Source organism: Blastopirellula marina, assembly GCF_002967765.1.
Lineage (GTDB): Bacteria > Planctomycetota > Planctomycetia > Pirellulales > Pirellulaceae > Bremerella > Bremerella marina_A.
Genome location: NZ_PUHY01000010.1, coordinates 700,272 through 720,264 on the forward strand (window position 1 = coordinate 700,272; position 19,993 = coordinate 720,264).

Genomic DNA, 19,993 nt, shown 5'->3' on the forward strand with positions numbered 1-19,993 from the left:
AGGATTCGTTTTCTCGCGGATCTAATAAGTATGAACAGGCATGATGAGTTCGAAAACGCGATAAGTGCCCATTGGGCGGACATTGTTCGCCTCGGCATTCTGATGTTTGCGGACGAGACCGAAGCTGAGGAAGTCGCCCAGCAGACGTTCTTCAAAGCTTATACCGCGTGGGACTCGTTCGAGGGACGTGCAAGCGTCCGAACGTGGCTATTTCGGATCGCCGTCAATGTCTGCCGTAGGAATCTCACAACTCGCAAACGTTTTCAAGGCGAACGACTCGAACATCAAATCGAGTTAGCCCACCCCGAGACTGACCCGCGTGAAATTCAAATGCAAGAGAAAGTCAGGCAGGCCTTAGAGCAAGTGGCGCCGCCTCATCGCTTGATCCTAACGCTGTTCTGTATCGAGGGGATGAAACATCAGGAGATCGCCAAGATCTTTGATGTGCCCGAAGGAACGGTCTGGTCGCGGTTGCACAAGGCCAAGCAAGAACTGAAAAAAGCATTCCACACAATTGAGGATTGATTATGGATACCAACGATATCAAGAAACTGTGCCTCAAGTACGTTTATGGAGCAGCACTGACGGATGCTGAGCGGGCCGTTGTGGACGACTACGCTAAAGCAACAGATGGCCAGGCCTATCTCCAAGAGTGTCGGGAGATGAAACACCTGCTTACGAACGTAGCCGATGTGAAAGTCAGGCCCATCGACCACGAAGCGATGATCGAGAATTTTGAGCGTACAGTACGCCAATCATTCGATCGGACGGTTTTTCGACCTGTGAAGGAAACCTACGGATTGCCAGTCATTCTGGGACTTTTGGCCTGCTCACTCATCTTTTTCGATGGGTGGAGCATCCTGAATGCCGTCCTTCTGGGAGTCAGCGCATTGTGGTTAATCGTGACATGGTTCCAACGCTATTACATGGCGAAGATCTTGAGCAAACCGGATCTTTATGAATATGCCATGACATCGCGCAGACGGTCCGATCGAATCATCAAGAGTCTGCCTGGCCGACTTCTGATCGCTCTGTTTGTCGGCCTGGCCATCGCTGTTACGGCTTTCATCGCGTACTGGGGCTATCAGGAGTTCGGCTTCCTCTTCCCGGCGATCATGGTGTTCCTGCTTGTCGAGACATTGGTCATCATCATCTACCAGATCCGCCAGCAAAAGCGATCTAATCGCGAAGTCTGGGACTGGTGGGAGGAAGAGATCAAGGAGTAAAAGGCTAAACATTCTGGATCAAGCCGTCAGCCCCCAGATTGATCCTAGTGATGCGTGGCTTTTGTTCGCAACGACAAGCCGAAGTCAACCGCCCCGAGCTAACAGCGTATTCGGGCGGCCCCTACAAGTCCTGCTGGCGGCGAGTTTCATAGCTTGAAACTACGCTTTCGCGTTTGCTAAAATCAGGTCCTTGTGCCTCGTTTCAATCCCTCCCTCAATCGGATCGGGCTTCCACCGCCGGGTGAAGGTCTGTTTCCGTTCTCAGCGACTGTGGAATCTATGCTACGTTCTCGCTTCTATCAGGCTTTTGTTTGGCCTTTGCTGCTTCTTTGTGCTTCTCTTGTGGCTGCGGAGCAAGCGGAGGATCCGGGCAGGGATGGAGACGAGCCAGCGAGCGAAATCGATAAGATCCTGGAGGGGCACTCGGCCCATGGGGAAGTGTTCAACGAGGGACCTCGCCAGAAGGCGTATCTCATGGGTGGAACGGGTCAGGTCCGGTTTCCGATTAGTTCCAAAGACCCTGTCGTGCAGAAGTTCTTCGACCAAGGCCTGGGCCAGTTGTATGGGTTCTGGTATCTCGAAGCGGAACGCTCCTTTCGCCATGCGGCATCGCTCGATCCTGACTGCGCCATGACTTACTGGGGAGCCGCGATGGCCAACCGCCAAAACACCGATCGTGCGAAAGGCTTCATCCAAGAAGCAGTCGAGCGCCGCGACAACGCCGACCAGCGAGAGAAGATGTACATCGACGCCCTGGACGCCTATGTCAAATTCGATAGCAAAGAAAAGGAAAAGCGAAACGACGCGTTTACCAAATCGCTGGAAAACATTCTGTTGAAGTATCCCGACGACCTGGAAGCGAAGGCCTTGTTGGCATTGCACCTCTGGGAATCGAAGTCGTCGAGCACGAGTTATATTGCCGCTAACGCTTTGCTACAGGACATATTTGAAGTCGAGCCGATGCACTCCGCGCATCACTTCCGCATCCACCTCTGGGACAGACGAGAACCGGAAATGGCCCTCGGCTCCGCGGCTCGTTGCGGTCAGTCGTCGCCTAGCATCGCGCACATGTGGCACATGCCTGGTCATATCTATTCCCGATTGCATCGCTATCAAGATGCCGTTTGGCAGCAAGAAGCTTCGGCGCGGGTCGACCATGCCCACATGATCCACGACCAAGTGATGCCGGATGAGATTCATAACTTTGCCCATAACAACGAGTGGCTCATTCGCAACCTGATTCACGTTGGCCGGGTTCATGATGCGGTCGATTTGGCCAAGAACATGATCGAACTTCCGCGCCATCCCCGCTACAACACGCTTGCCAAGAACGGAAGCACTTCGCACGGACGACGTCGCTTGTTCCAGGTTCTGCGCACCTACGAACTGTGGGAGGACTTGATTGACCTGGCAGATTCCTCCTACCTGGAACCGACGGACGACGAGAACGAGCAGATCAAACGTCTGCGTTACCTCGGCTTGGCGTACTTTCAAAAAGGAAACCAGGAAGCAGGTAACGCTCAAATCGCCGAACTCGAGCGTCGCTTAGAAACGCTCAAGACCGAAGCCGAAACGGAAAGTTCAAGCGAAGAAGCGGAATCCGAAGAAGCAAAGAAATCGGCAACGAAAGCCCATAAGGAACGTCAATCAAAAATCGAAAAGCTGGAAAAGACGATCAACGTTCTGAAAGGGCACAAAGCGATCGCGAATCAAGCGTTCGAGGAGGGGTATGAACTTATTAAGGGGGACGGCGACGTCGATCCGATTTACCTCGCCAAGGTTCAATGGCAAGCCGGACATCAGGACGAGGCGATCAAAGCGTTGCGGAAGAATATCAATTCGCATAAGAACGAAGTCCAGCCGCTTGCCGTGCTCGCCGAAATCTTGTGGTTGTCAGATAAAAAGGATGAATGCAAGACGGTGCTGGAAGACCTGCGTCAGATCTCCGCCCAGAGCGATCTCGATGTTCCCCTCTTTGCTCGGCTGACTCCCATTGCGAAGGAACTCGGCTATGAGGAGGATTGGCGAGTGCAATACGTTGCTGCAGACGACGTCGGAGATCGTCCGCCGCTTGACTCGCTTGGCCCATTCCGCTGGCATCCTTCCGACGCCCCCGAGTGGCAGCTAACTGATGCGGCAGGCATTCCCCATTCATCCGCCGAATTCAAGGGCAAGCCTCACGTCGTCATTTTCTATCTTGGTTCGGGATGTCTGCACTGCGCCGAGCAATTGCAAGCATTTGCCCCGCGCATGGCGGATTTCCAGGAAGCCGGTCTTGAGATGATCGCGATCAGCACCGACGATCCGAAGAAACTAAAAGAATCAATCGACAATTATGGTGAAGCCGCACTCCCCATTCCCCTGGTTTCGGACGAACCGCTGAACGTATTCAAAGAGTTTCGGGTTTACGACGACTTTGAAAACCAGCCTCTGCATGGAACCTTCGTCATTGATGGCGATGGGAAGATTCGTTGGCAGGACATCAGCTACGAGCCGTTTATGGACCCCGATTTCGTGCTGTCGGAAGCCAAGAGACTCTTGTCGCAAGATACCAGTTCAGACGCAGATTAAGATCGGATACGTTGCTATCTCCGTGGTAAAGTCGCGTCTCACGCCAAACGGGCCGATGGCTAGTAGATCGCTGCCAGCCAAACGATTGCAGTCCCGGCTTCCAGCAGACACAATGACAGTACTTAGGAAACAAGGCGAGCTGGATCAGCCGATCTTTTTCGCGGAAGCCGTTTTGACTGAGGAGATTCGAGTCCAGTGACTAGTACCAAGTTTCTCGCGCGCGTTTGTCTGAAGTCTGCCCTGGCGGCATCCGTTTTCTTACTGGCGACCGCTGATGCCAGAAGCGACGATGCCCCTCAAGGAAAAGTCGTGTTTGCGGACGACTTTGATGGCTCCGATGCGAAACCGGTTCAGTCGATCGAAGACCTGCAGCGATGGGAATTCCTCGATCCGAAAACGTGGACTTGGAAGAAAACGGAAGACGCTGGCGGTGTCATCGAAATCACCGAGCGTGGTAGCGAGTACACGCCTCCCACGCGCAGCCCGGGTCACGTTGCGTTGGTCAAGGACTTGGAAGTTGGTAACTGCGAGATTCGCTTCCGTGTTCGCAGCACGAAAGACACCGGCAACCACCGCGACTGCTGTATTTTCTTCGGCTATCAAGACGCATCGCATTTCTATTACTGCCACCTGGGCGCGAAGCCAGACCCGCACAGCGGCCAAATCATGATCGTCAAAGAGGCACCACGGTTAGCCCTTACGAAGAACGAGAAGCTGACTCCTTGGGACGATCAGTGGCATAACGTCATGGTACGTCGCAATATCGATACCGGACTGATCGAGGTCTTCTTCGACGACATGACCACACCGCACATGAGCGTCACCGACAAGACATTCGGCGCTGGGCGAATTGGCATCGGATCGTTCGACGATCTCAATGCCTTTGATGACTTAAAGGTATCTACCTTCTGATGAAGCACTGCGTGGAGACGCACTCTAACGCGCTAAGCGTTAAGACTCCGGATCAAAACCAAACACGCGTAGCTCTTGATCGCAGCGACACGCTTTGGCCAGCCGGGCAGCCCAGGCGACCGCTTCTTCTCGGGTAGGAATCTCCAGCACGGCGAATCCACCATTGAGGGGCGGGGCCCAGGGGTAGCCTCCCTCAGCGATCGAGCCATCGGCAGAAACAAGAACAGGCGGCACCGCTTCATCTATGCCACCGCCAAACACATAGACGCCAGCTTCCTTCGCCTCGCGGATCACCGCATGCGAGTCCCGCCCGACCGCCTCCATCTCATCTTCCGGCGCAACCATCGCGGCACTCGGGAACGAAATCAAGTACTTCACTGCGGGCCTCTTTTGCCGATAACTCTGAAACACATGCTACCGATGACAACTAAGCTTATTTATCGGAACCTGCGACCGGACGCCAGTAGGCTGCACAGTTTGATCGAACGGATGATTCTCTCCGCTAACAATAAGCAGTAATAAACATCGCCATCAAAGTCATCGACATGTCGATTCAAGCGAACACGCTTCGATTTCCTTAGTAGAATCGACACACCGAAAGCATTATCAGTGGCCATACGCGAACTCACCCGAGCTGAATTCCTTGCAACATTCGATCCACCAATGCGGAGTTTGGAAGAGGGCGAATCGTATCGACCGGTATCGCTGAGAGACTACGTGACTGAATGTATCGAGGAACTGGAGTTGTCGTCTAGCGTAGATAAACTCGAAGTCCACCATGTCTATCTCAGTAACGACAAGATGCACACTCACGCCCTTCTTCACTTCGGTCAGCCCAACCGGTATCTGGTAATCGTTATTGAGCACGATCCTGATCTAATTTTCGGGCACTATCTGCTTGATCTAGATCAGGAATATGGGAGATCTTAATTTTCTCCGCCCCCAACGAGGTTCCGCATGAAGATTAGTAAGCCACTGCAAAAAGTTCTCGACGAGATCGCTCAGTCCGATTCCCTTTGGTTGAAGATGAATCCCCAGGCATTGCTTCTTCATCAGTGGGCCGAAACGGAACAGATGCCGAGCGATCCGTTCGACATCGACGTGCTGCTTAGGCAAGGGTTGTATTCCGAATGCACAGAAGCACAGTGGCGTCTGGTGAGGTTCAAGTTTCCTGATTTGTTGGCGTTGAACGAAGTAGCGGCCTATCGGCGGATAACAGGCGACTCACCGCTGGAATACGCGATACTGATGAGCTTGTCGGCTCGGGCCGAGTGGATTGCGGCGAAGATCAATTGGCGTTACGAGCGTGAGACCTTATGGGGGCCGCTCATGTTGGCGTCGGCAAGTCACGACCGCCTGGCCACACAGCGGTTAGTCGACCATTGGAAAGTGTGGACCGACAAGCCCGACAATCCAGCCCTAGTTCCGATCACGGAAGCAATCGTGGCCTTGATCGAGAACAACCCAGCCGAACTCAGCGCAGCGACCGACAAATTTCGTAAGTCGGTCGGTTCGTATTTGAAGGGGCTGCAAGCTGCGTTGGTCGGCATCGCGAATAATCATCCGGCCAACTTCTCCGATGGCATGCAGCAGATGCTGAAGCAGTTTCGCGGTTACCTCTTCAACGAGAAGACCTCCGCCCTAATCAATCCGCACGCACAGGGCCTGTTCGAACTGGTCCGCGTCTTCTCACCAGAGTGTGCGGCCGCATTCGATGCGCAGCAGGGGTTGCCGTGGGATGCCGAGTACAGTGAAGCAATACGGAATCTGTCGGACATTCAACCGGAACTTGCCCAGCTTGACCTGCCGGAAGATCTAAGAAAACCGTTGATCAGCATGGAAGCACTGGATTGGCCCCCCGACAATCGACCGAAGAAGTAGGCAGAGGAATACTCTTGGAGCCATCACCGGGAACACGCACCCGACGTTTGAGCAAAAGATTACCCCCCGAACTCGGCTTCTGTGCAATATTTCCTTGACGGAGAGGGGCTACTACGACAGTTTGATAGTGAGGATCGCGCGTTTTACGTAGCTAATCGTCGCGATACCAACGACCTGACATAGTCCAGATTCGAGTTGCCACCGTGCACGAACGAATCGTGCCGAACTCGGATGCCTCGATCAATCCGCTTACGAGAAGCTGAAATCCTATGCCAGTTGATCTAGAGTTTTACGCGAACGGAGTCGTAATGAAGCATCACGGCGTTGTGACCGATGACGAGTTGCTTTCGTCTGATCACGATATCTACGCGCACGTCTATCCTGAAGGCATGCAATTTCAGCTGGTCGACCTGGACGAAGTCACCGACTTCCAAGGCTCGATGGACACACTCCGTTATCTGGGCGAAAAAGATCGTGAGTTGGCTCAGAAGGCAGGCCATCGCCGTTATATCGTAGTGATCGCTCCTTCTCAGGGGCGCCGGCAGTCGATCTTGTGGCAGGTCTGGGCTCAAGATACCAACACGGACGATCCGGTCATTCTGACGAAGATCGTACATTCGATCGAAGAAGCCCGCGAGTGGCTACACGAAAACGATGTCGATGCCTCCTCCGTTCGCCGTGGTGCTGCTTAGCCTTTCGATGCCTCCCCGCACGAGCGTCAAACGTCCGGTTGTTACTCTTGCAATGGGAGGAACAGTCGCAGCGATTGTTTCGCTCAGTCGTGAGAAGCGGGACAATCCAGGCTCAGATTCTTCTGCGCGGAACATGAAATCCATAATTGCCATGGACCTTGGTCTATCTTTTGGCGGTTGAGCACGGTCAACCGTTAAGGATGTTGTAAAGATTAACCCAGCGGCGGTAGGGGCATCGTCAGGAGATTTCGAGTGCACGAGTTGCAAAAGATTGTGATCATCGAAGATGACAACGTGGCGGCAAAAGTTCTGGAAGACTATTTGCTGGCAGGAAGCAGCGGCCGTTATACGATGTATCGTGTTCGCACCCTTCAAGATGCCTGTCAACTGTTATGTGACGAATCGATCGACGTAATCATCCTCGACCTCGGATTGCCCGATAGCAAGGGGTTATCCTCGATTCAAACATTACGGGTCGCTTCGCCTCATTCGGCAATTGTCGTCATGACGGCACACGACGATGACGAAGACGCTTGTCAGGCGATTCAATACGGCGCTCAAGCTTACGTGGCGAAACAGGAACGCGTCGGTCGTCGCATCTCGACGGTTGTCCGCCATGCGTTCATTCGTCAGCAAAGACAACTCGTCGTCGAGGCACAAGCGCACACCGATCCGCTCACCGGAATCGCGAATCGCCGCGCGTTCGATGCGGAGATCGAACGCTGCATCGCTAACTTCGTTCGCCACAACGTCCCGTTCAGTCTGCTGCTGTTCGATATCGATCGGTTTAAATCGATCAACGATCAGTGGGGGCATCTGGTCGGTGATCAGGCACTGATGAATGTAGCCAAGACGTTGCAGCGGCAAACACGCTGCACCGATTTAGTGACTCGCTTCGGCGGGGAGGAATTCGCCGTGGTCGCTGCGACAACGGAATTGATCGAAGCGTTCTCGCTTGCTTCACGAATTCGTCGCGCGATTGACTTGCTCTTCCAAGAGGCGACGGACGAACAACCGCGTTTAACGGTCAGTGGTGGCGTTGCTGGTTACATGTCGTCCGACAATGTGCTTACCGTGATGGAACGTGCGGATACAGCGCTGTACCAGGCCAAACAACGTGGTCGCAATCAATGTGCGGTGCACCTGGACAACTGGATTGTGTCGGACCAAGACGAAGCCGCTTTCGATTGGCTTAGTCAATCGGTAAAGCCGCCGCAATTCCAAAGCACGATTAGCTAAATCCAGATTCGGATTACTCGAATACTTCAGCAATACCCTTCATTCAAATCGCATCGTCGCCGTGCTCAGTCGTCACGGCGACCTGCTTGCTGTTCTCGTCTCACCGCCTTCCCCAACTACCGCGTGACGCTTAGGTAATCACGGGCCAGGCAGCGGAAAGCCGCGTCTATTGCGTTTTCTACGCAGGCTCTTGTTGACGCCCCTGGACCTGTGCGGCACGTTAGTAGCGACTTCCGGTTGCGAAACGTATCCCCTGCGTTTTCTCGATTCCGCCACATTCGATCGCAACCGTAACAGCCTCCCGCTGCTTTCGATTGCCTCCAGCAATCATCATGCGCGTCACGTCTTGTCCGTCTCTCCGTGAGCATTTGCTGCCGGTGAAAGCGATTTTTTAAGCGTTACGTAAAACACCTCACTCCCTCATATACACCTTTGTTTTTATGCCCTTTGAATTAGAGTTCTATAACCATGGCGTTGTTATCAAACTGTTTGGCTTCGTCACCAACGACGAACTGATTACGGTCAATCACAAGATCAACTGCCACGATTATCCAGCCAAGTTGCAGTTCGAATTGATCGACATGCGAAAGGTCGACGAGATCCCCAGTTCGATGGAAACGGCCAGGTTCCTCGGAGAGCGAGACCGTGAACTCGCGAAAGAATCGGGACAGCGTCGGCACATTGTCCTTGTTGCTCCCTCGCGTGGACGAGCACCCTCGATCCTGTGGCAAGTATGGGCAAAGGATCCCAACACGGAAGATCCAGCAATCGTCACCAAACTCGTACGCACGGCCCGCCACGCACGTGATTGGCTGAAACAGCAAGAGATCGATACGTCCAGCTTGGTGTTGAGCGATATCGCTTAAAGCGGCTGGTACTCATGCCATCAGGTACAGAAATGCTTCGTCCGCTTGCTTCCGTTTGGCATCGTTTTCGAGATATCGCCTCAGCGTGTAGTAGCCGTACAAGGTTTTGATACGATGCGTTAGTCGAGCCTCGTCTCGCTTCAGCATGCCAGCCCAATACTCGGGTTGTCGCGGGTCGTGCTCGGACTTTTCGACCGCCCCCAGTTCGCTTTCCATATCGGGCAAACTTCGCCACAGCTGAATGTGGCGATGATGGGCAGGTAGCGCCTCGGCCGCGAGTTTCTGATAACCAAATCGATCGAGCTCGGTGATCGCAGCGGCATGATTGATGATGTGCCACAGTCCGCCGAACCCTTGCTTCTTGATCGAGGACGTCGCGATCATTTCATCGATCGTCACGGTGACCATCTGCGAGATGCCGCTGTAAGCCGGGAACGCAGCATCTGGCTTCAGTTCGACTTGATTGCCGGTGAGCCATCCTTTCTCTTTCCCATAGTAACCACGGCCAGGCGAAGCGTTATTGAAACCATTGATCAGTTTGTCGATCCCCTCAACGATTTGCGGCGTGGCGTAGTCCGGGTGATCGTGTAGCGCGCGGATCGCGATCGACGCAAAGATCACATTGTGCCCCGATTGCCGCATCTGACCGATATTCTTCTGCAAGGCCGCCGCGATCGTCGGTATCTGCTGGGCGGCCGCACGCTGCTCAGGAAACGGCTGAAACATTTCCTCGGGGGTGATGCCGGCCTTCTTCGCGTTGAACCAGATCGCTTCCTCACCTTTCATTACGCGATCAAGTTCCCCTTCGATCCCGCGATAGACCTCGTCGGGTAATTCCGATTGGACTTCACCAATGAAATAACCCGCCGCGACCGCGGCCCCCAGATGCCCGGCCATCGTTCCGGCCGGATGAGCATGAGCTAAACCGCAGATGCCACGATATAGGTATTCAAAGTCGACCATCGCTGCGAACCAGAGAGAAGGGGAGGGAAGTGCCAGAAAAGACGCGTCGATCAAATCCGGCAAGGAGGGAAATCGATCCTTCCATCATAAACGAAAGCTCGCCTTGGATGGAAAAATGCCACTCGCCTAAGCTCCATCGGGCGAATGTAAACTTAAGCAATCTTTTTTTACTCGTCGGAAGCCTGTAACCAGGCTTGGGTTAGGGCAGGTGGGACAGGAAAAATGGTGCCAGGTCGCTTTAAGTTTGAAGCGCTTCCCTAGTAAACCTAGACACATCGCACGATGAACCGAGCGAGCATCTTATTGACGACTGCGCCGCCCATCCAACAGGGGTGACCAACGGAAGCCTCGATTCGTGACAAGTCGGCCCGTAGCAATGTTTGAGTTACGTGCGCAGCAATTAAAAAAAGCATCTCGTTCCGCGGACCTATTTCTCGATCTTGGCACAACAACTTTCTCTCAGGATTTCCCATGACGAAGCGCTACGAAATTACGCACGAACACTGGCAAGCGGCGATGGAAGTTCCCAAACAAATCGCACTCGACGCAAGCAACACACCCTCAGAGCGGCTCCGCGCGGCGAAACTGGTTCAGACGTTGCTCATCAATGCGTGGGAAGATGAGAACCAACGCGAGCAGCTGCGATTGTTGGCCTTGGCTACGGAACCGGTCGATCCTGTGGTTCGCGAAGACGAGAACTTCTACGGTAACAACGCCCATCAACTGATTCGGGAAAAAGAAGCTCGCGACCGGGAAGCGTGGAAACAACCAAGTGCCGTATCCTCCCCGTCCGTAACAACCAATTCCGCCCCTCCTAGTTCGATTCGTCCCTATCCAACTCCGGAAACTGCCGATCCTCATCCTCTCGACATCAAACTGGGTAAGATCAAAAGCCCTGTCGAGATCGGCAGCTCACTTCGTCAGGAAACGGAATTCGTGCGGCGTAGCTTTCCTTGTCCTGATTTTCAGCCCCCTGACTCGAGTTAAGATTGGCGGCCCCCATGAATAACGTTGCTAGAAGCGCAGAAATCGCAGCTAGCCGCTGCTGCCTGGTTGCGGTAATCTTCCTGGGGGCGAATTCGGGGATTCGCAGGTCAGATTTCAGGCTTTTCAGCGAATAACTTGGCATGAACGACGACGCGCAAAACACGGACGCCCAAGAGAAACCTTTGCAAGACCACAGCGGTTGCCTGCCAGTGATCGGCCTGATCGTCTCTGTTTTGTACCTGGCCAATCTTTCGGCAGGATTTATTGAGATCCCTGACAACTTACCGGTGGTGGGCAATTTGGACGAGGTCTTCTTTTCGGGCATTCTTTTCGCCTCACTCGCCCAGTTGGGATTCGAGATTCCGCTGCTGGAACGGGCGATGACCGGACGAAGCTCGAAAAAGAGCAGCCAAGTGAGCGACGCTGGGGATCCATCGGATGGGTCATAAACGATAAGACACACCTTGAGCCGCACCAGCCGGGATGGTTTGATAAGGTGCGTACCCACGTCTGTCGTTTGCCCCAAGGACATGCTCATGTCACGTTTACAACTTCGGCTGATCCTGATCGCCATTGTTGCCGTCGTTTCACTGATCAGCTCGATGTTTCAAACCGAGCCGGATCGTCGTCCGCAAACGCCAACCGACCCGGTCGAAGTCTCCCTCGAGCAGCCGACGTCCGACACAACCGTCGCCAAACCAACCAGCGAAACGAAGCCCTCTACCGAGATCACGCCCCCAAGCAAGTCAAGTGACTTGGTTGCGCTGAATCGTGGCGTGCTACACGGGCCGGAAGAAGTCGCGATCGTCCAGCACATCATCGACCACGGCTCGCTGCCGGACAGCTTTGTCACCAAGCGTGAAGCTGAAAAGCTCGGGTGGGATGCGTCGGAAGGAAACCTACGGAAGGTCGCTCCTGGTAAAAGCATCGGTGGTGATCGCTTCTATAACCGGGAAGGGGAACTGCCCGAAGCTTCAGGCCGGAAATACTACGAGGCCGACTTGAACTACAACGGCGGCCATCGCGGCGCCGAACGCTTGGTTTACTCGAGCGATGGCCTGATCTACGTCACTCGTAATCACTACCGTTCGTTTCAGCAGGTAAAGACGAAGTAATGAACATGCCTGAAGAACGCCGCGTGGTGGTCCCCTCTAGCCTCACTTCACTCGACGAGATCTACACGTTTCTGCAAGAAAGCCTCGACTTCCCCAGCTACTTCGGACGCAACTTGAATGCATTGTGGGACTGCGCCACCAGCGATATCACAAACCCGGTTTGCGTGGTTTGGCCGAAACGTTGGGACTCAGGCAATCCGTATCTGTGGTGGAAAGCCTTGCCCGTGCTAAACGTTCTGCAAGAGGCGGCGGAAGAAAACGAGCGATTGCGGATTGAAATGGGCGGCTAGAATCAATCGTTCACGCGGTTACGATACAACCATTTATCACTCAGTCCATCCCATGGAGAGAACGAGGACACGATGAGTATCTGGGTTCGAGCTTACCTTCACCAGCCTTCCGGCACTCAGGTCGCAGAACTGTTATCGCAAGGAATTGCCCAGCGACTTCCCTTGCTGACATTTCTGTTCAGCCCTGAGGCCGAGGAAGAGCCGGAAGATGTCTTAGAGCGGCTTCGCGTGCAGCCTGACGGCGATAAAGACTGGGAGATCTACTACCGGGACGACCCCGATTGGTTTCTGCCAGTCGAACGTTTCACTGGGGAAGCGGCTCAGGAAGAGATCGAGGAAGCGTTGGAAGAGTTGGAAGATTATTCTCACCTAGAAACCGAACCTGTCCGCGAGTTCCTGGCCGGCGTGGTCGAGACAATTGGTTTCGAGCTGAAACTTTCCGACGCGGAGGGTATGGGAACCCCGGTTGCAATCGCCGCGGCCACTAAGCTTGTGGAAACGTTCGGCGGAATTGTCAGCGCCGATGGCTACGGCTGGATGCTTCCCAGCGGCAACGAAGTTGACGTCATCATGGAAGCCTAGTGGAGATTGTTCGTTCAAGAAACGGAGAAAGGACGGAGGCCGTTTGTCGCCTGGCCATCCGTCCTTTCACACACCCAAATTAGGAGAGCACTTACAATTCGGGAACGCTTACCCCATTACGCGGTTTCAGCCGTGTCGGAAGCAGCAATGATGTCTTCGGCACCTTCCAGGAAGCTGGCCAAACCACGCGAGCGGTAAGGTTGTTGCAGCTTGCGGACCGCCTTCGATTCGATTTGACGAACGCGTTCACGGGTCACGCTGAAGATCTTACCGACCTCTTCCAGCGTATAGGCATAACCATCGGTCAGGCCGTATCGCAGACGAATGATCTCGCGTTCGCGGTGGTTCAGGTGCTGCATCACTTCGCCCAGACGTTGCTTCAACGCTTCCTGGTGGGTTTCGTACAACGGGTCATCGTTGCGGTGATCTTCCAGGAATTCGCCAAAGAAGCTGTCGTCGTGATCGCCAACGGGTTGATCGAGGGAGAGAGGATTGCGGTTCATCTTGACGATGACCTTGGCGTCGTCGACCGAGATGTCCATCCGCTGGGCGACTTCTTCCGGCGAAGGTTCGCGGCCCAATTCCTGAACCAGGTCTCGGGTGACGGCTCGTACCTTGCCCATGGTGTCGATCATGTGCACAGGAACGCGGATGGTGCGGCTTTGATCGGCAATCGCTCGGGTGATGGCCTGACGGATCCACCAAGTGGCATAGGTCGAGAACTTGTAGCCACGTTCGTGCTCGAACTTGTCAACCGCACGCATCAGGCCCGTGTTCCCTTCCTGAATCAGATCGAGGAAGCTCAAGCCGCGGTTACGGTACTTCTTGGCGATCGAAACCACCAGACGCAGGTTACCAGCCGAAAGGCGACGCTTGGCGGCATCGTATTCTTCCTGGTATTCAGCGATCTTTTGGATTCGGCGACGAAGCGTGGCTGGGCTTTCGAGCGTGACTCGCATCAAGCCATGCAGTTCCTTTTGCATGTCTTCCAGAGTCTGACCATTAAGATGACCGCCATATTCGCGAGCCAGTTCGATGTTCTCCGACAAGGTGTCCATACGGTGCGAGATTTCTCGCAGCTTGGAGAGCTGAGGAGTGACCTTGTTGGTTCGCAGATTGAGCTCTTCAACCAGTTGAACCCCCTTGCTACGGCGTCGGCCGAGTCGCTTCCAGGCGTTGTGACGATCTTCGGCGTTGGCCGATTTCGAGATGGCGATTCGCCAGTCAGCCGCATTGGCTTCGAGCATTGCCTTGAGCGTGATCAGGTTCGGCACGATCCGCTTCATGATCAGCTTCTTTTCCTTGGCGTTGGTCACCGAGACTTCCACGGTGCGATCCAAGCGAAGCTGGCCGTCACGAACCTTGGTCAGCTGATCGAACGCATGACGCAAGATCAGGTCGTTGGCGATCACCGCATGACGAAAGCGAGTTCGCCATTTGTCGATTTGCGTAGCGGCCGCGATTTCCTCGGCACGCGTCAGCATCGGAATTTCGCCCATCTGCATCAGGTACATTCGGACGGGGTCGTCGACCTGGCTGACTTCTTCGACCGCTTCGTCTTCGTCGGACGAATCGCTGACAATGGAAAGATTATTGATCGAGACCGAATCGAAATCGTCTTCTTCGTGGAAAGCTTCGTGCGAGTGAGCCATGGGTGCGTTCTCCATCGTTGATTTTTTTGACGACCGTGGTGACCACGATCGGGCGACGTCACGATGAATTGCAGCCCCTGTGCCGAAAGGTTCGTTTCGAGCCAAAACAACACCCTAACTATTTATCAGATAGACACTTGCAGCAAACTAGGTCGATCTAAGTCAGATGGCCGATGATGCCGAAGCACATCAAATCGCCCCAAAAATCGGTTGCGAAATCCCACCACCTGACCCAGATTCGCTGCCAAACCTAGATCGCTTGCCTAAGAAGATTGGATGGGAAGCGTCAGAAATTGGTTCCACCGAAGTGATAAACCAGGGAATTCTGGCCCAACTCGGTTCTTTTCACCTATCTGAGGCACTCCTCGGGAAGGGTGAACCGAGTCGTGTCGTTTCCTGGCATCATCGCCACTGGGGCGATCACGGCAGCGAGCGCCCTATATAGGAGAACAATGGATGGAAATAAGTGTCGCCTGTCCCTTTCAGAATAATTACCCGCTTCCAATTGAGTACTCCCTAAATAGAAGGAATTCGCCGCGGGTTGTCGTACCCCATGCCCAGGTAGTTTTTTTCCGGAGGATCATGCTACGATTAGAAACCTTGTCGATTCGATCTCCTTCAACCCCGATTGCCTCATCGTGATCAAGATGTCCGAGCCGCAAATTAAGGTCAAAGTTCACCAAAACGTGGGAACCGTCTCCATCCATCGCGACGAGAAACGCAATGCGTTGACTCGCGCCATGGTCTTCGATTTGATCCAGGCGTTTCGCGATTTGCATGGCGAAAAGAAGGTACGAGCCATTGTGCTGACCGGTGGCGGCGGTGCGTTTTGCTCGGGACTTTGCCTGGAAGAAATGCACGAGATCGTCCAGGAAGACGACAACCAGGATCGGTGGCACCAAGATACGACCAGCTTGGCCGAACTGCTTCAACAGATGCTGCAGTTTCCCAAGCCAATCATCGCCGCGGTCAACGGCCCGGCGATGGGTTTCGGAGCCGGCTTAGCGTTGGCTTCCGATATTGTGATCGCCAGCCCGGAGGCCCGTTTCGGCTTTCCCGAGCCTAAGCGGGGCATCGTCTCCGGCCTTTGCACGCCACTGCTTCATTTCCGCATCGGTGGCAGTCACACGGCCCGTTTACTGCTAACGGGTGAATCGATCAACGCCGATCGTGCGTTACAAATTGGCTTGGTCAGCGAGATCGTGCCCAACAACAATTTGTGGGCTCGGGGTGTGGATTTGACGAAGCAGATCGCTCAGTCGGCTCCTCAGGCCATCCAGCTCACCAAGAAGCAACTCAACGAAACCGTCGGTGAACAACTGGAAATGCATATTGCCCTCGGGGCCGCTGCAAGTGCTACCAGTCGCACCACCGATTCGGCCAAAGAAGGGCTTGCCGCGTTCGTCGAGAAACGGGAGCCAGAGTGGCCGTAGGAAGCTTTTTCAAGCAGAAAAGCCAAGCAATAATCCGACGGCTTTCGACGAATAATAAAAAGAGATCTACGAAGTTTGCGGATACGGGGTCCCGCAAGGCGTCCCGTTGACGGAGAACCGTATCACTCTATGATGTTAGTCAAGTGGTAGGTTTTTCTTGATCTGCCGTGCCGGCCTATGGCAGCCCGGCTTAGGTTTAAAAACGAGAACGCGCGATGTCGCGTATCGAAAACTTGAGTCCGTTTCCATCATCTGGTGACCCCAGAGCTTTCTAGCGCCATGTCTCAACGACGCCGGCAAACCCATGAGTGCAAGCAACCTCCTTAAAACCGAGACCAGTGATTTGCATGCCACGGTGGAACAATCCATCGATTGGTCGCATTGGCTAGGAACCGTCCCGCAATACGGACAATTCCTGCTTCGCATGATTTCTTTTTTGCCTGAAGTTGATCAACGCTGCGACGAAGTCCTAGGAACGTCAGACGCTTGGTTTATCGATCGCCGACGAGCATCGTGGGCCGCTGCAGATCTCCGAGATCTGCAATCATTCCAACAGCTAGATAACCGCAACGCGATCGACATAGATACCGTCGTCGATCGATCATCGCACGCGGATCAGTTTGTTTGGGTCGACGATGCGCCGACGGCCGCTGGGGTATTGTACGTCCTGGAAGGCTCGACGATGGGGGGTAAACAGCTATGCCACCTCGTTCGAGCAGGCTTCCCAGCGGACACGCATGTTCCACTGAGATACCTCAGTGGATACGGAGATCAAACGGGTCGCCACTGGCAAGTCGTCAAGGCTTGGCTCGATCGTATTCTGGTAGCCGCAGACGATCAGACAAAGGCGGTGGAAGCCGCCAAAAGGATGTTTGTTGTTTTTGGGGAACAGTTGGGTAGCGAAAAATGACGAACGCAGATCCGAACGAAAGGAATTCCTCGGTCGATCTCACCAATTGCGACCGAGAACCAATTCACTTGGCTGGGGCGGTTCAACCGCACGGCGCACTTCTGGCATTCCAATTGGGTAACCTCACGCTGCGACATGCTTCAGCCAATATCTTGCAGTGGCTTGACGTGATGCCCGTGGTCGGTACGCCGCTCGATACCCTCTTCGACGATGACTCGGTCGCGCTTCTTACCCGTATCGCAACTGGCTTGCGCGGTGTGGTTCGCCCGTTGAAGATTCGAGCGAGGGAAGGGGAGACCGATCAATCGATCTCAGCCGCAGCCCACGTGTACAAGGGCATGCTGGTTGTCGAGCTTGAGGAAACGCAACCGACGAACGGCTCAGCCGAGTTGCTGGAAGAACTCAGCTTGCCGCTTCAGCTCACCAAGGCGAATCAACGGCTACAGCAATGCCTGAACCTGCCAGACTTGTATCAAGCTATCACGGATGAGATTCGCGATATGAGCGGATTTGATCGTGTGATGCTATACCGCTTTGCGGAAGACAATCATGGTGAAGTGATCGGCGAGTCGGTCGTTGAGGGGAAGGAGGCTTTTCTCGGACTGCATTACCCAGCGACTGATATCCCTGAACAAGCACGAAGACTCTACGTGCTGAACACGGTTCGCTCGATTGGAGACGTGAACGCGACGCCGGTGCCGATCATTCCTAGCTGCAACGCGGACACCGACACACCACTCGATTTAAGCCTTAGTTGCTTTCGAGCGGTTTCGCCGATTCACATCGAGTACCTGCAAAACATGGGCGTGCGAGCATCGATGTCGATCTCGATCGTCATCGATAATCGCCTGTGGGGGCTGATTGCTTGTCACCATTATTCGGCCAAGCCGCTCCGCCTGGAAGAACGAGCCGCATGCGAGATCATGGGCCTGGTCGCCGGCAACTACCTTTCCGCCCGTGTGCAATCAGACGTCAACAGCGAACGGGTTCGTCGTCGCAAGCATTACCATCGCGTGCTCGATCAGTTCACCCGCCTGACGAACGTCTGGCAATCGGTCGATGAGATTTGGCCCGACCTCCGCGAGATCGTTCAGGCCAACGGCGTGGCGGTGGTCGCCGAGCGCAAGACAACCGTCATTGGCGCGACTCCTAGCTCGAGAGCGATCAAGACGATTGTCGAACAACTCGAGCAGCAGTCCGAAGAAGGAACCAAGACTTGGGAAACGCATTCGCTTACCGAAGCCATTGGTGATCTTTCCCCGGAAGAACTGGGGACGGCTTGTGGCTGCTTGGCGGTTCGGCTGTTTGCCCCAGACGTTAATTGGCTGCTGTTCTTTCGGGACGAATACATCAGCGAAGTTACTTGGGCGGGCAATCCGGAAAAGTCTGCCGTTCCCTCCGAAGACGGTATTCGCCTCTCGCCACGGAAGTCGTTCGAGCAGTGGAAGACGACGGTCCATCGCCAATCGCGCCGCTGGACGCTGGTTGATCGAGAAATGGCCGAGGAACTTCATAGCGGTTTGATGGAACTTCTCAGCTTGCGGGCAGCCGAACTTCATCGACTTAACGAAGAGCTCGCCAAAATCAACGCCGATCTCGATGCGTTCGCCTATGCCGCCTCGCACGACCTACGGGAACCCCTAAGGGGCATCAAACAGACTGTCTTCCTGCTGAAGCACGAATTAGGATCGAATTCCAACGATACCCTCAATGGCCGCCTGGGTACCCTCTCGAAGCTGGCGTCGCGGATGGACGAGCTCGTCCAAGGCTTACTACGCCTTTCGCGAGTTGGGCAAGCTAACTTAGAATTCGAAAATGTTAATTTGCGAGAGGTGGTAGAAGAAGCAGTGGAAATGGTCGTCGGCCGACCTACTCCCCAGGACATCGAGGTGATCATTGAGGGAGATGCGGTCCTGTGGGCCGACTACCTTTGCGTTCGAGAACTATTCACGAACTTGATCTCGAACGGATTGAAATACAATACGAGTGATGTAAAGCGTTTAACCGTCGGTATTTCCAAGGACCCTGACTTAAGCGATTCGGACGTCAATGTGTTTTACGTCCGGGACAATGGCATAGGAATTGCTCCTGAAACCCATCAAGAGGTATTTCAGATATTCCGTCGTTTGCATCTTCCTGAGCAGTATGGCGGAGGCTCTGGTGCTGGCCTGACCATCTCGAAGAAGATCGTCAATAGGCATGGAGGCAAGATCTGGATAGACTCGGAACCGGGTGCTGGTTCCACCATCCTATTTACGCTTGAACAGGTAGATTAGTCATGTCTCCCATGCTCGTGTGTTTCATCGAGGACAGCGATTTGGATTTTGAGTTAGGTCAAATGGCCGTACAACTCGAAAACCCGCTAACTAAGATCATTCGCGCGAAATGCTGCCACGAAGGCATGAAGATCGTCGAAGACAATTCGCCGCAACTGACATTCCTCGACTTGAATCTGCCAGGTTGCGATGGTTTTCGCATCCTCAAGCACATCGCTAAGTCGATTCCCGATCAATTGCGTCGCATTGTGGTGTTCACGACGTCGTCCAATCCGCAGGATCGCACGCGGGCAATGGAGTTGGGAGTTTCCAACTTCCAAACTAAGTCGTCCGATCCCGAAGAATATTTGATGACGGTCCGCCGCGTTTTGGCGTCGCTCAGTTAAGTCAGGCCCAAG

General features: G+C 54.2%; 20 protein-coding genes. 17 read left to right on the top strand and 3 right to left on the bottom strand.

Features of this window, described 5'->3' with window-relative positions; all coding sequences use genetic code 11:
• The first annotated feature begins 30 nt into the window (after window positions 1-30).
• The 4 genes from C5Y83_RS13965 (at window position 31) to C5Y83_RS13980 (ending at window position 4,709) form a co-directional block, all read left to right on the top strand.
• Window positions 31-525, top strand: coding sequence for an RNA polymerase sigma factor (locus C5Y83_RS13965; protein ID WP_105330344.1), 495 nt, complete (start codon window positions 31-33; stop codon window positions 523-525).
• 2 nt (window positions 526-527) lie between these two features.
• Window positions 528-1,226, top strand: coding sequence for a hypothetical protein (locus tag C5Y83_RS13970; RefSeq protein WP_105330345.1), 699 nt, complete (start codon window positions 528-530; stop codon window positions 1,224-1,226).
• A 279-nt stretch (window positions 1,227-1,505) separates the two neighbouring features.
• Entirely contained in the window at window positions 1,506-3,797 is a 2,292-nt protein-coding gene (locus C5Y83_RS13975; protein WP_105330346.1) for a peroxiredoxin family protein, read from the top strand.
• A 240-nt stretch (window positions 3,798-4,037) separates the two neighbouring features.
• Entirely contained in the window at window positions 4,038-4,709 is a 672-nt protein-coding gene (locus tag C5Y83_RS13980) for a hypothetical protein (protein WP_409994593.1), read from the top strand.
• Between the two features lie 39 nt (window positions 4,710-4,748).
• Here the strand turns inward: C5Y83_RS13980 and C5Y83_RS13985 are convergent, their stop codons facing one another.
• Entirely contained in the window at window positions 4,749-5,087 is a 339-nt protein-coding gene (locus C5Y83_RS13985; RefSeq protein ID WP_233207221.1) for a YciI family protein, read from the bottom strand.
• A gap of 579 nt (window positions 5,088-5,666) precedes the next feature.
• On the opposite strand from C5Y83_RS13985, the gene C5Y83_RS13995 reads away from it, so the two are divergent.
• The 4 genes from C5Y83_RS13995 to C5Y83_RS14010 all read left to right on the top strand — a co-directional run bounded on the left by C5Y83_RS13995 (window position 5,667) and on the right by C5Y83_RS14010 (window position 9,387).
• A complete protein-coding gene (locus tag C5Y83_RS13995) occupies window positions 5,667-6,590 on the top strand; it encodes a hypothetical protein (protein WP_105330348.1) in 924 nt (307 codons plus the stop codon).
• Window positions 6,591-6,859: 269 nt separating this feature from the next.
• Window positions 6,860-7,282, top strand: coding sequence for a hypothetical protein (locus C5Y83_RS14000; RefSeq protein WP_105330349.1), 423 nt, complete (start codon window positions 6,860-6,862; stop codon window positions 7,280-7,282).
• Window positions 7,283-7,534: 252 nt separating this feature from the next.
• A complete protein-coding gene (locus tag C5Y83_RS14005; protein ID WP_105330350.1) occupies window positions 7,535-8,521 on the top strand; it encodes a GGDEF domain-containing response regulator in 987 nt (328 codons plus the stop codon).
• A 440-nt stretch (window positions 8,522-8,961) separates the two neighbouring features.
• Window positions 8,962-9,387, top strand: a complete 426-nt coding sequence (locus C5Y83_RS14010; RefSeq protein ID WP_105330351.1) for a hypothetical protein — start codon at window positions 8,962-8,964, stop codon at window positions 9,385-9,387.
• Window positions 9,388-9,399: 12 nt separating this feature from the next.
• On the opposite strand, the gene C5Y83_RS14015 is transcribed toward C5Y83_RS14010, so the two are convergent.
• Window positions 9,400-10,413, bottom strand: a complete 1,014-nt coding sequence (locus tag C5Y83_RS14015; protein WP_105330352.1) for a hypothetical protein — start codon at window positions 10,411-10,413, stop codon at window positions 9,400-9,402.
• 408 nt (window positions 10,414-10,821) lie between these two features.
• Here C5Y83_RS14015 and C5Y83_RS14020 point away from each other — a divergent pair, with 408 nt between their 5' ends.
• The 5 genes from C5Y83_RS14020 to C5Y83_RS14040 all read left to right on the top strand — a co-directional run bounded on the left by C5Y83_RS14020 (window position 10,822) and on the right by C5Y83_RS14040 (window position 13,324).
• Complete coding sequence (locus tag C5Y83_RS14020; RefSeq protein WP_105330353.1) at window positions 10,822-11,337, top strand: hypothetical protein; 516 nt, start codon at window positions 10,822-10,824, stop codon at window positions 11,335-11,337.
• A gap of 140 nt (window positions 11,338-11,477) precedes the next feature.
• Complete coding sequence (locus C5Y83_RS14025) at window positions 11,478-11,786, top strand: hypothetical protein (RefSeq protein ID WP_105330354.1); 309 nt, start codon at window positions 11,478-11,480, stop codon at window positions 11,784-11,786.
• An 87-nt stretch (window positions 11,787-11,873) separates the two neighbouring features.
• Window positions 11,874-12,452: a ribonuclease domain-containing protein gene (locus C5Y83_RS14030; RefSeq protein ID WP_199195039.1), complete on the top strand. Its 579-nt coding sequence runs from the start codon at window positions 11,874-11,876 to the stop codon at window positions 12,450-12,452.
• Window positions 12,453-12,457: 5 nt separating this feature from the next.
• On the top strand, window positions 12,458-12,742 hold the full coding sequence (locus C5Y83_RS14035) for a barstar family protein (RefSeq protein WP_158262360.1): 285 nt from the start codon (window positions 12,458-12,460) through the stop codon (window positions 12,740-12,742).
• A gap of 72 nt (window positions 12,743-12,814) precedes the next feature.
• Window positions 12,815-13,324 carry a hypothetical protein gene (locus C5Y83_RS14040; RefSeq protein ID WP_105330356.1) on the top strand — a complete coding sequence of 170 codons (510 nt, stop codon included), beginning with the start codon at window positions 12,815-12,817 and terminating at the stop codon, window positions 13,322-13,324.
• 116 nt (window positions 13,325-13,440) lie between these two features.
• Here the strand turns inward: C5Y83_RS14040 and C5Y83_RS14045 are convergent, their stop codons facing one another.
• Window positions 13,441-14,976, bottom strand: a complete 1,536-nt coding sequence (locus tag C5Y83_RS14045) for an RNA polymerase sigma factor RpoD/SigA (protein ID WP_233207222.1) — start codon at window positions 14,974-14,976, stop codon at window positions 13,441-13,443.
• 647 nt (window positions 14,977-15,623) lie between these two features.
• On the opposite strand from C5Y83_RS14045, the gene C5Y83_RS14055 reads away from it, so the two are divergent.
• From C5Y83_RS14055 to C5Y83_RS14070, 4 genes are all read left to right on the top strand, one after another.
• Window positions 15,624-16,409, top strand: a complete 786-nt coding sequence (locus C5Y83_RS14055; RefSeq protein WP_233207223.1) for an enoyl-CoA hydratase/isomerase family protein — start codon at window positions 15,624-15,626, stop codon at window positions 16,407-16,409.
• Window positions 16,410-16,713: 304 nt separating this feature from the next.
• Window positions 16,714-17,319, top strand: coding sequence for a biliverdin-producing heme oxygenase (locus C5Y83_RS14060; RefSeq protein ID WP_105330360.1), 606 nt, complete (start codon window positions 16,714-16,716; stop codon window positions 17,317-17,319).
• Complete coding sequence (locus C5Y83_RS14065) at window positions 17,316-19,595, top strand: ATP-binding protein (RefSeq protein ID WP_105330361.1); 2,280 nt, start codon at window positions 17,316-17,318, stop codon at window positions 19,593-19,595. Before C5Y83_RS14060 ends, C5Y83_RS14065 begins: the two co-directional genes overlap by 4 nt.
• A gap of 2 nt (window positions 19,596-19,597) precedes the next feature.
• Window positions 19,598-19,981, top strand: a complete 384-nt coding sequence (locus C5Y83_RS14070) for a response regulator (RefSeq protein ID WP_105330362.1) — start codon at window positions 19,598-19,600, stop codon at window positions 19,979-19,981.
• Window positions 19,982-19,993 lie beyond the last annotated feature (12 nt).

Coding starts and splice junctions, on each gene's coding strand:
- C5Y83_RS13965 (WP_105330344.1), top strand. CDS start 31: ATGAACAGGCATGATGAGTTCGAAAACGCGATAAGTGCCCATTGGGCG.
- C5Y83_RS13970 (WP_105330345.1), top strand. CDS start 528: ATGGATACCAACGATATCAAGAAACTGTGCCTCAAGTACGTTTATGGA.
- C5Y83_RS13975 (WP_105330346.1), top strand. CDS start 1,506: ATGCTACGTTCTCGCTTCTATCAGGCTTTTGTTTGGCCTTTGCTGCTT.
- C5Y83_RS13995 (WP_105330348.1), top strand. CDS start 5,667: ATGAAGATTAGTAAGCCACTGCAAAAAGTTCTCGACGAGATCGCTCAG.
- C5Y83_RS14000 (WP_105330349.1), top strand. CDS start 6,860: ATGCCAGTTGATCTAGAGTTTTACGCGAACGGAGTCGTAATGAAGCAT.
- C5Y83_RS14010 (WP_105330351.1), top strand. CDS start 8,962: ATGCCCTTTGAATTAGAGTTCTATAACCATGGCGTTGTTATCAAACTG.
- C5Y83_RS14020 (WP_105330353.1), top strand. CDS start 10,822: ATGACGAAGCGCTACGAAATTACGCACGAACACTGGCAAGCGGCGATG.
- C5Y83_RS14025 (WP_105330354.1), top strand. CDS start 11,478: ATGAACGACGACGCGCAAAACACGGACGCCCAAGAGAAACCTTTGCAA.
- C5Y83_RS14030 (WP_199195039.1), top strand. CDS start 11,874: ATGTCACGTTTACAACTTCGGCTGATCCTGATCGCCATTGTTGCCGTC.
- C5Y83_RS14035 (WP_158262360.1), top strand. CDS start 12,458: ATGCCTGAAGAACGCCGCGTGGTGGTCCCCTCTAGCCTCACTTCACTC.
- C5Y83_RS14040 (WP_105330356.1), top strand. CDS start 12,815: ATGAGTATCTGGGTTCGAGCTTACCTTCACCAGCCTTCCGGCACTCAG.
- C5Y83_RS14045 (WP_233207222.1), bottom strand. CDS start 14,976: ATGGCTCACTCGCACGAAGCTTTCCACGAAGAAGACGATTTCGATTCG.
- C5Y83_RS14055 (WP_233207223.1), top strand. CDS start 15,624: ATGTCCGAGCCGCAAATTAAGGTCAAAGTTCACCAAAACGTGGGAACC.
- C5Y83_RS14060 (WP_105330360.1), top strand. CDS start 16,714: ATGAGTGCAAGCAACCTCCTTAAAACCGAGACCAGTGATTTGCATGCC.
- C5Y83_RS14065 (WP_105330361.1), top strand. CDS start 17,316: ATGACGAACGCAGATCCGAACGAAAGGAATTCCTCGGTCGATCTCACC.
- C5Y83_RS14070 (WP_105330362.1), top strand. CDS start 19,598: ATGTCTCCCATGCTCGTGTGTTTCATCGAGGACAGCGATTTGGATTTT.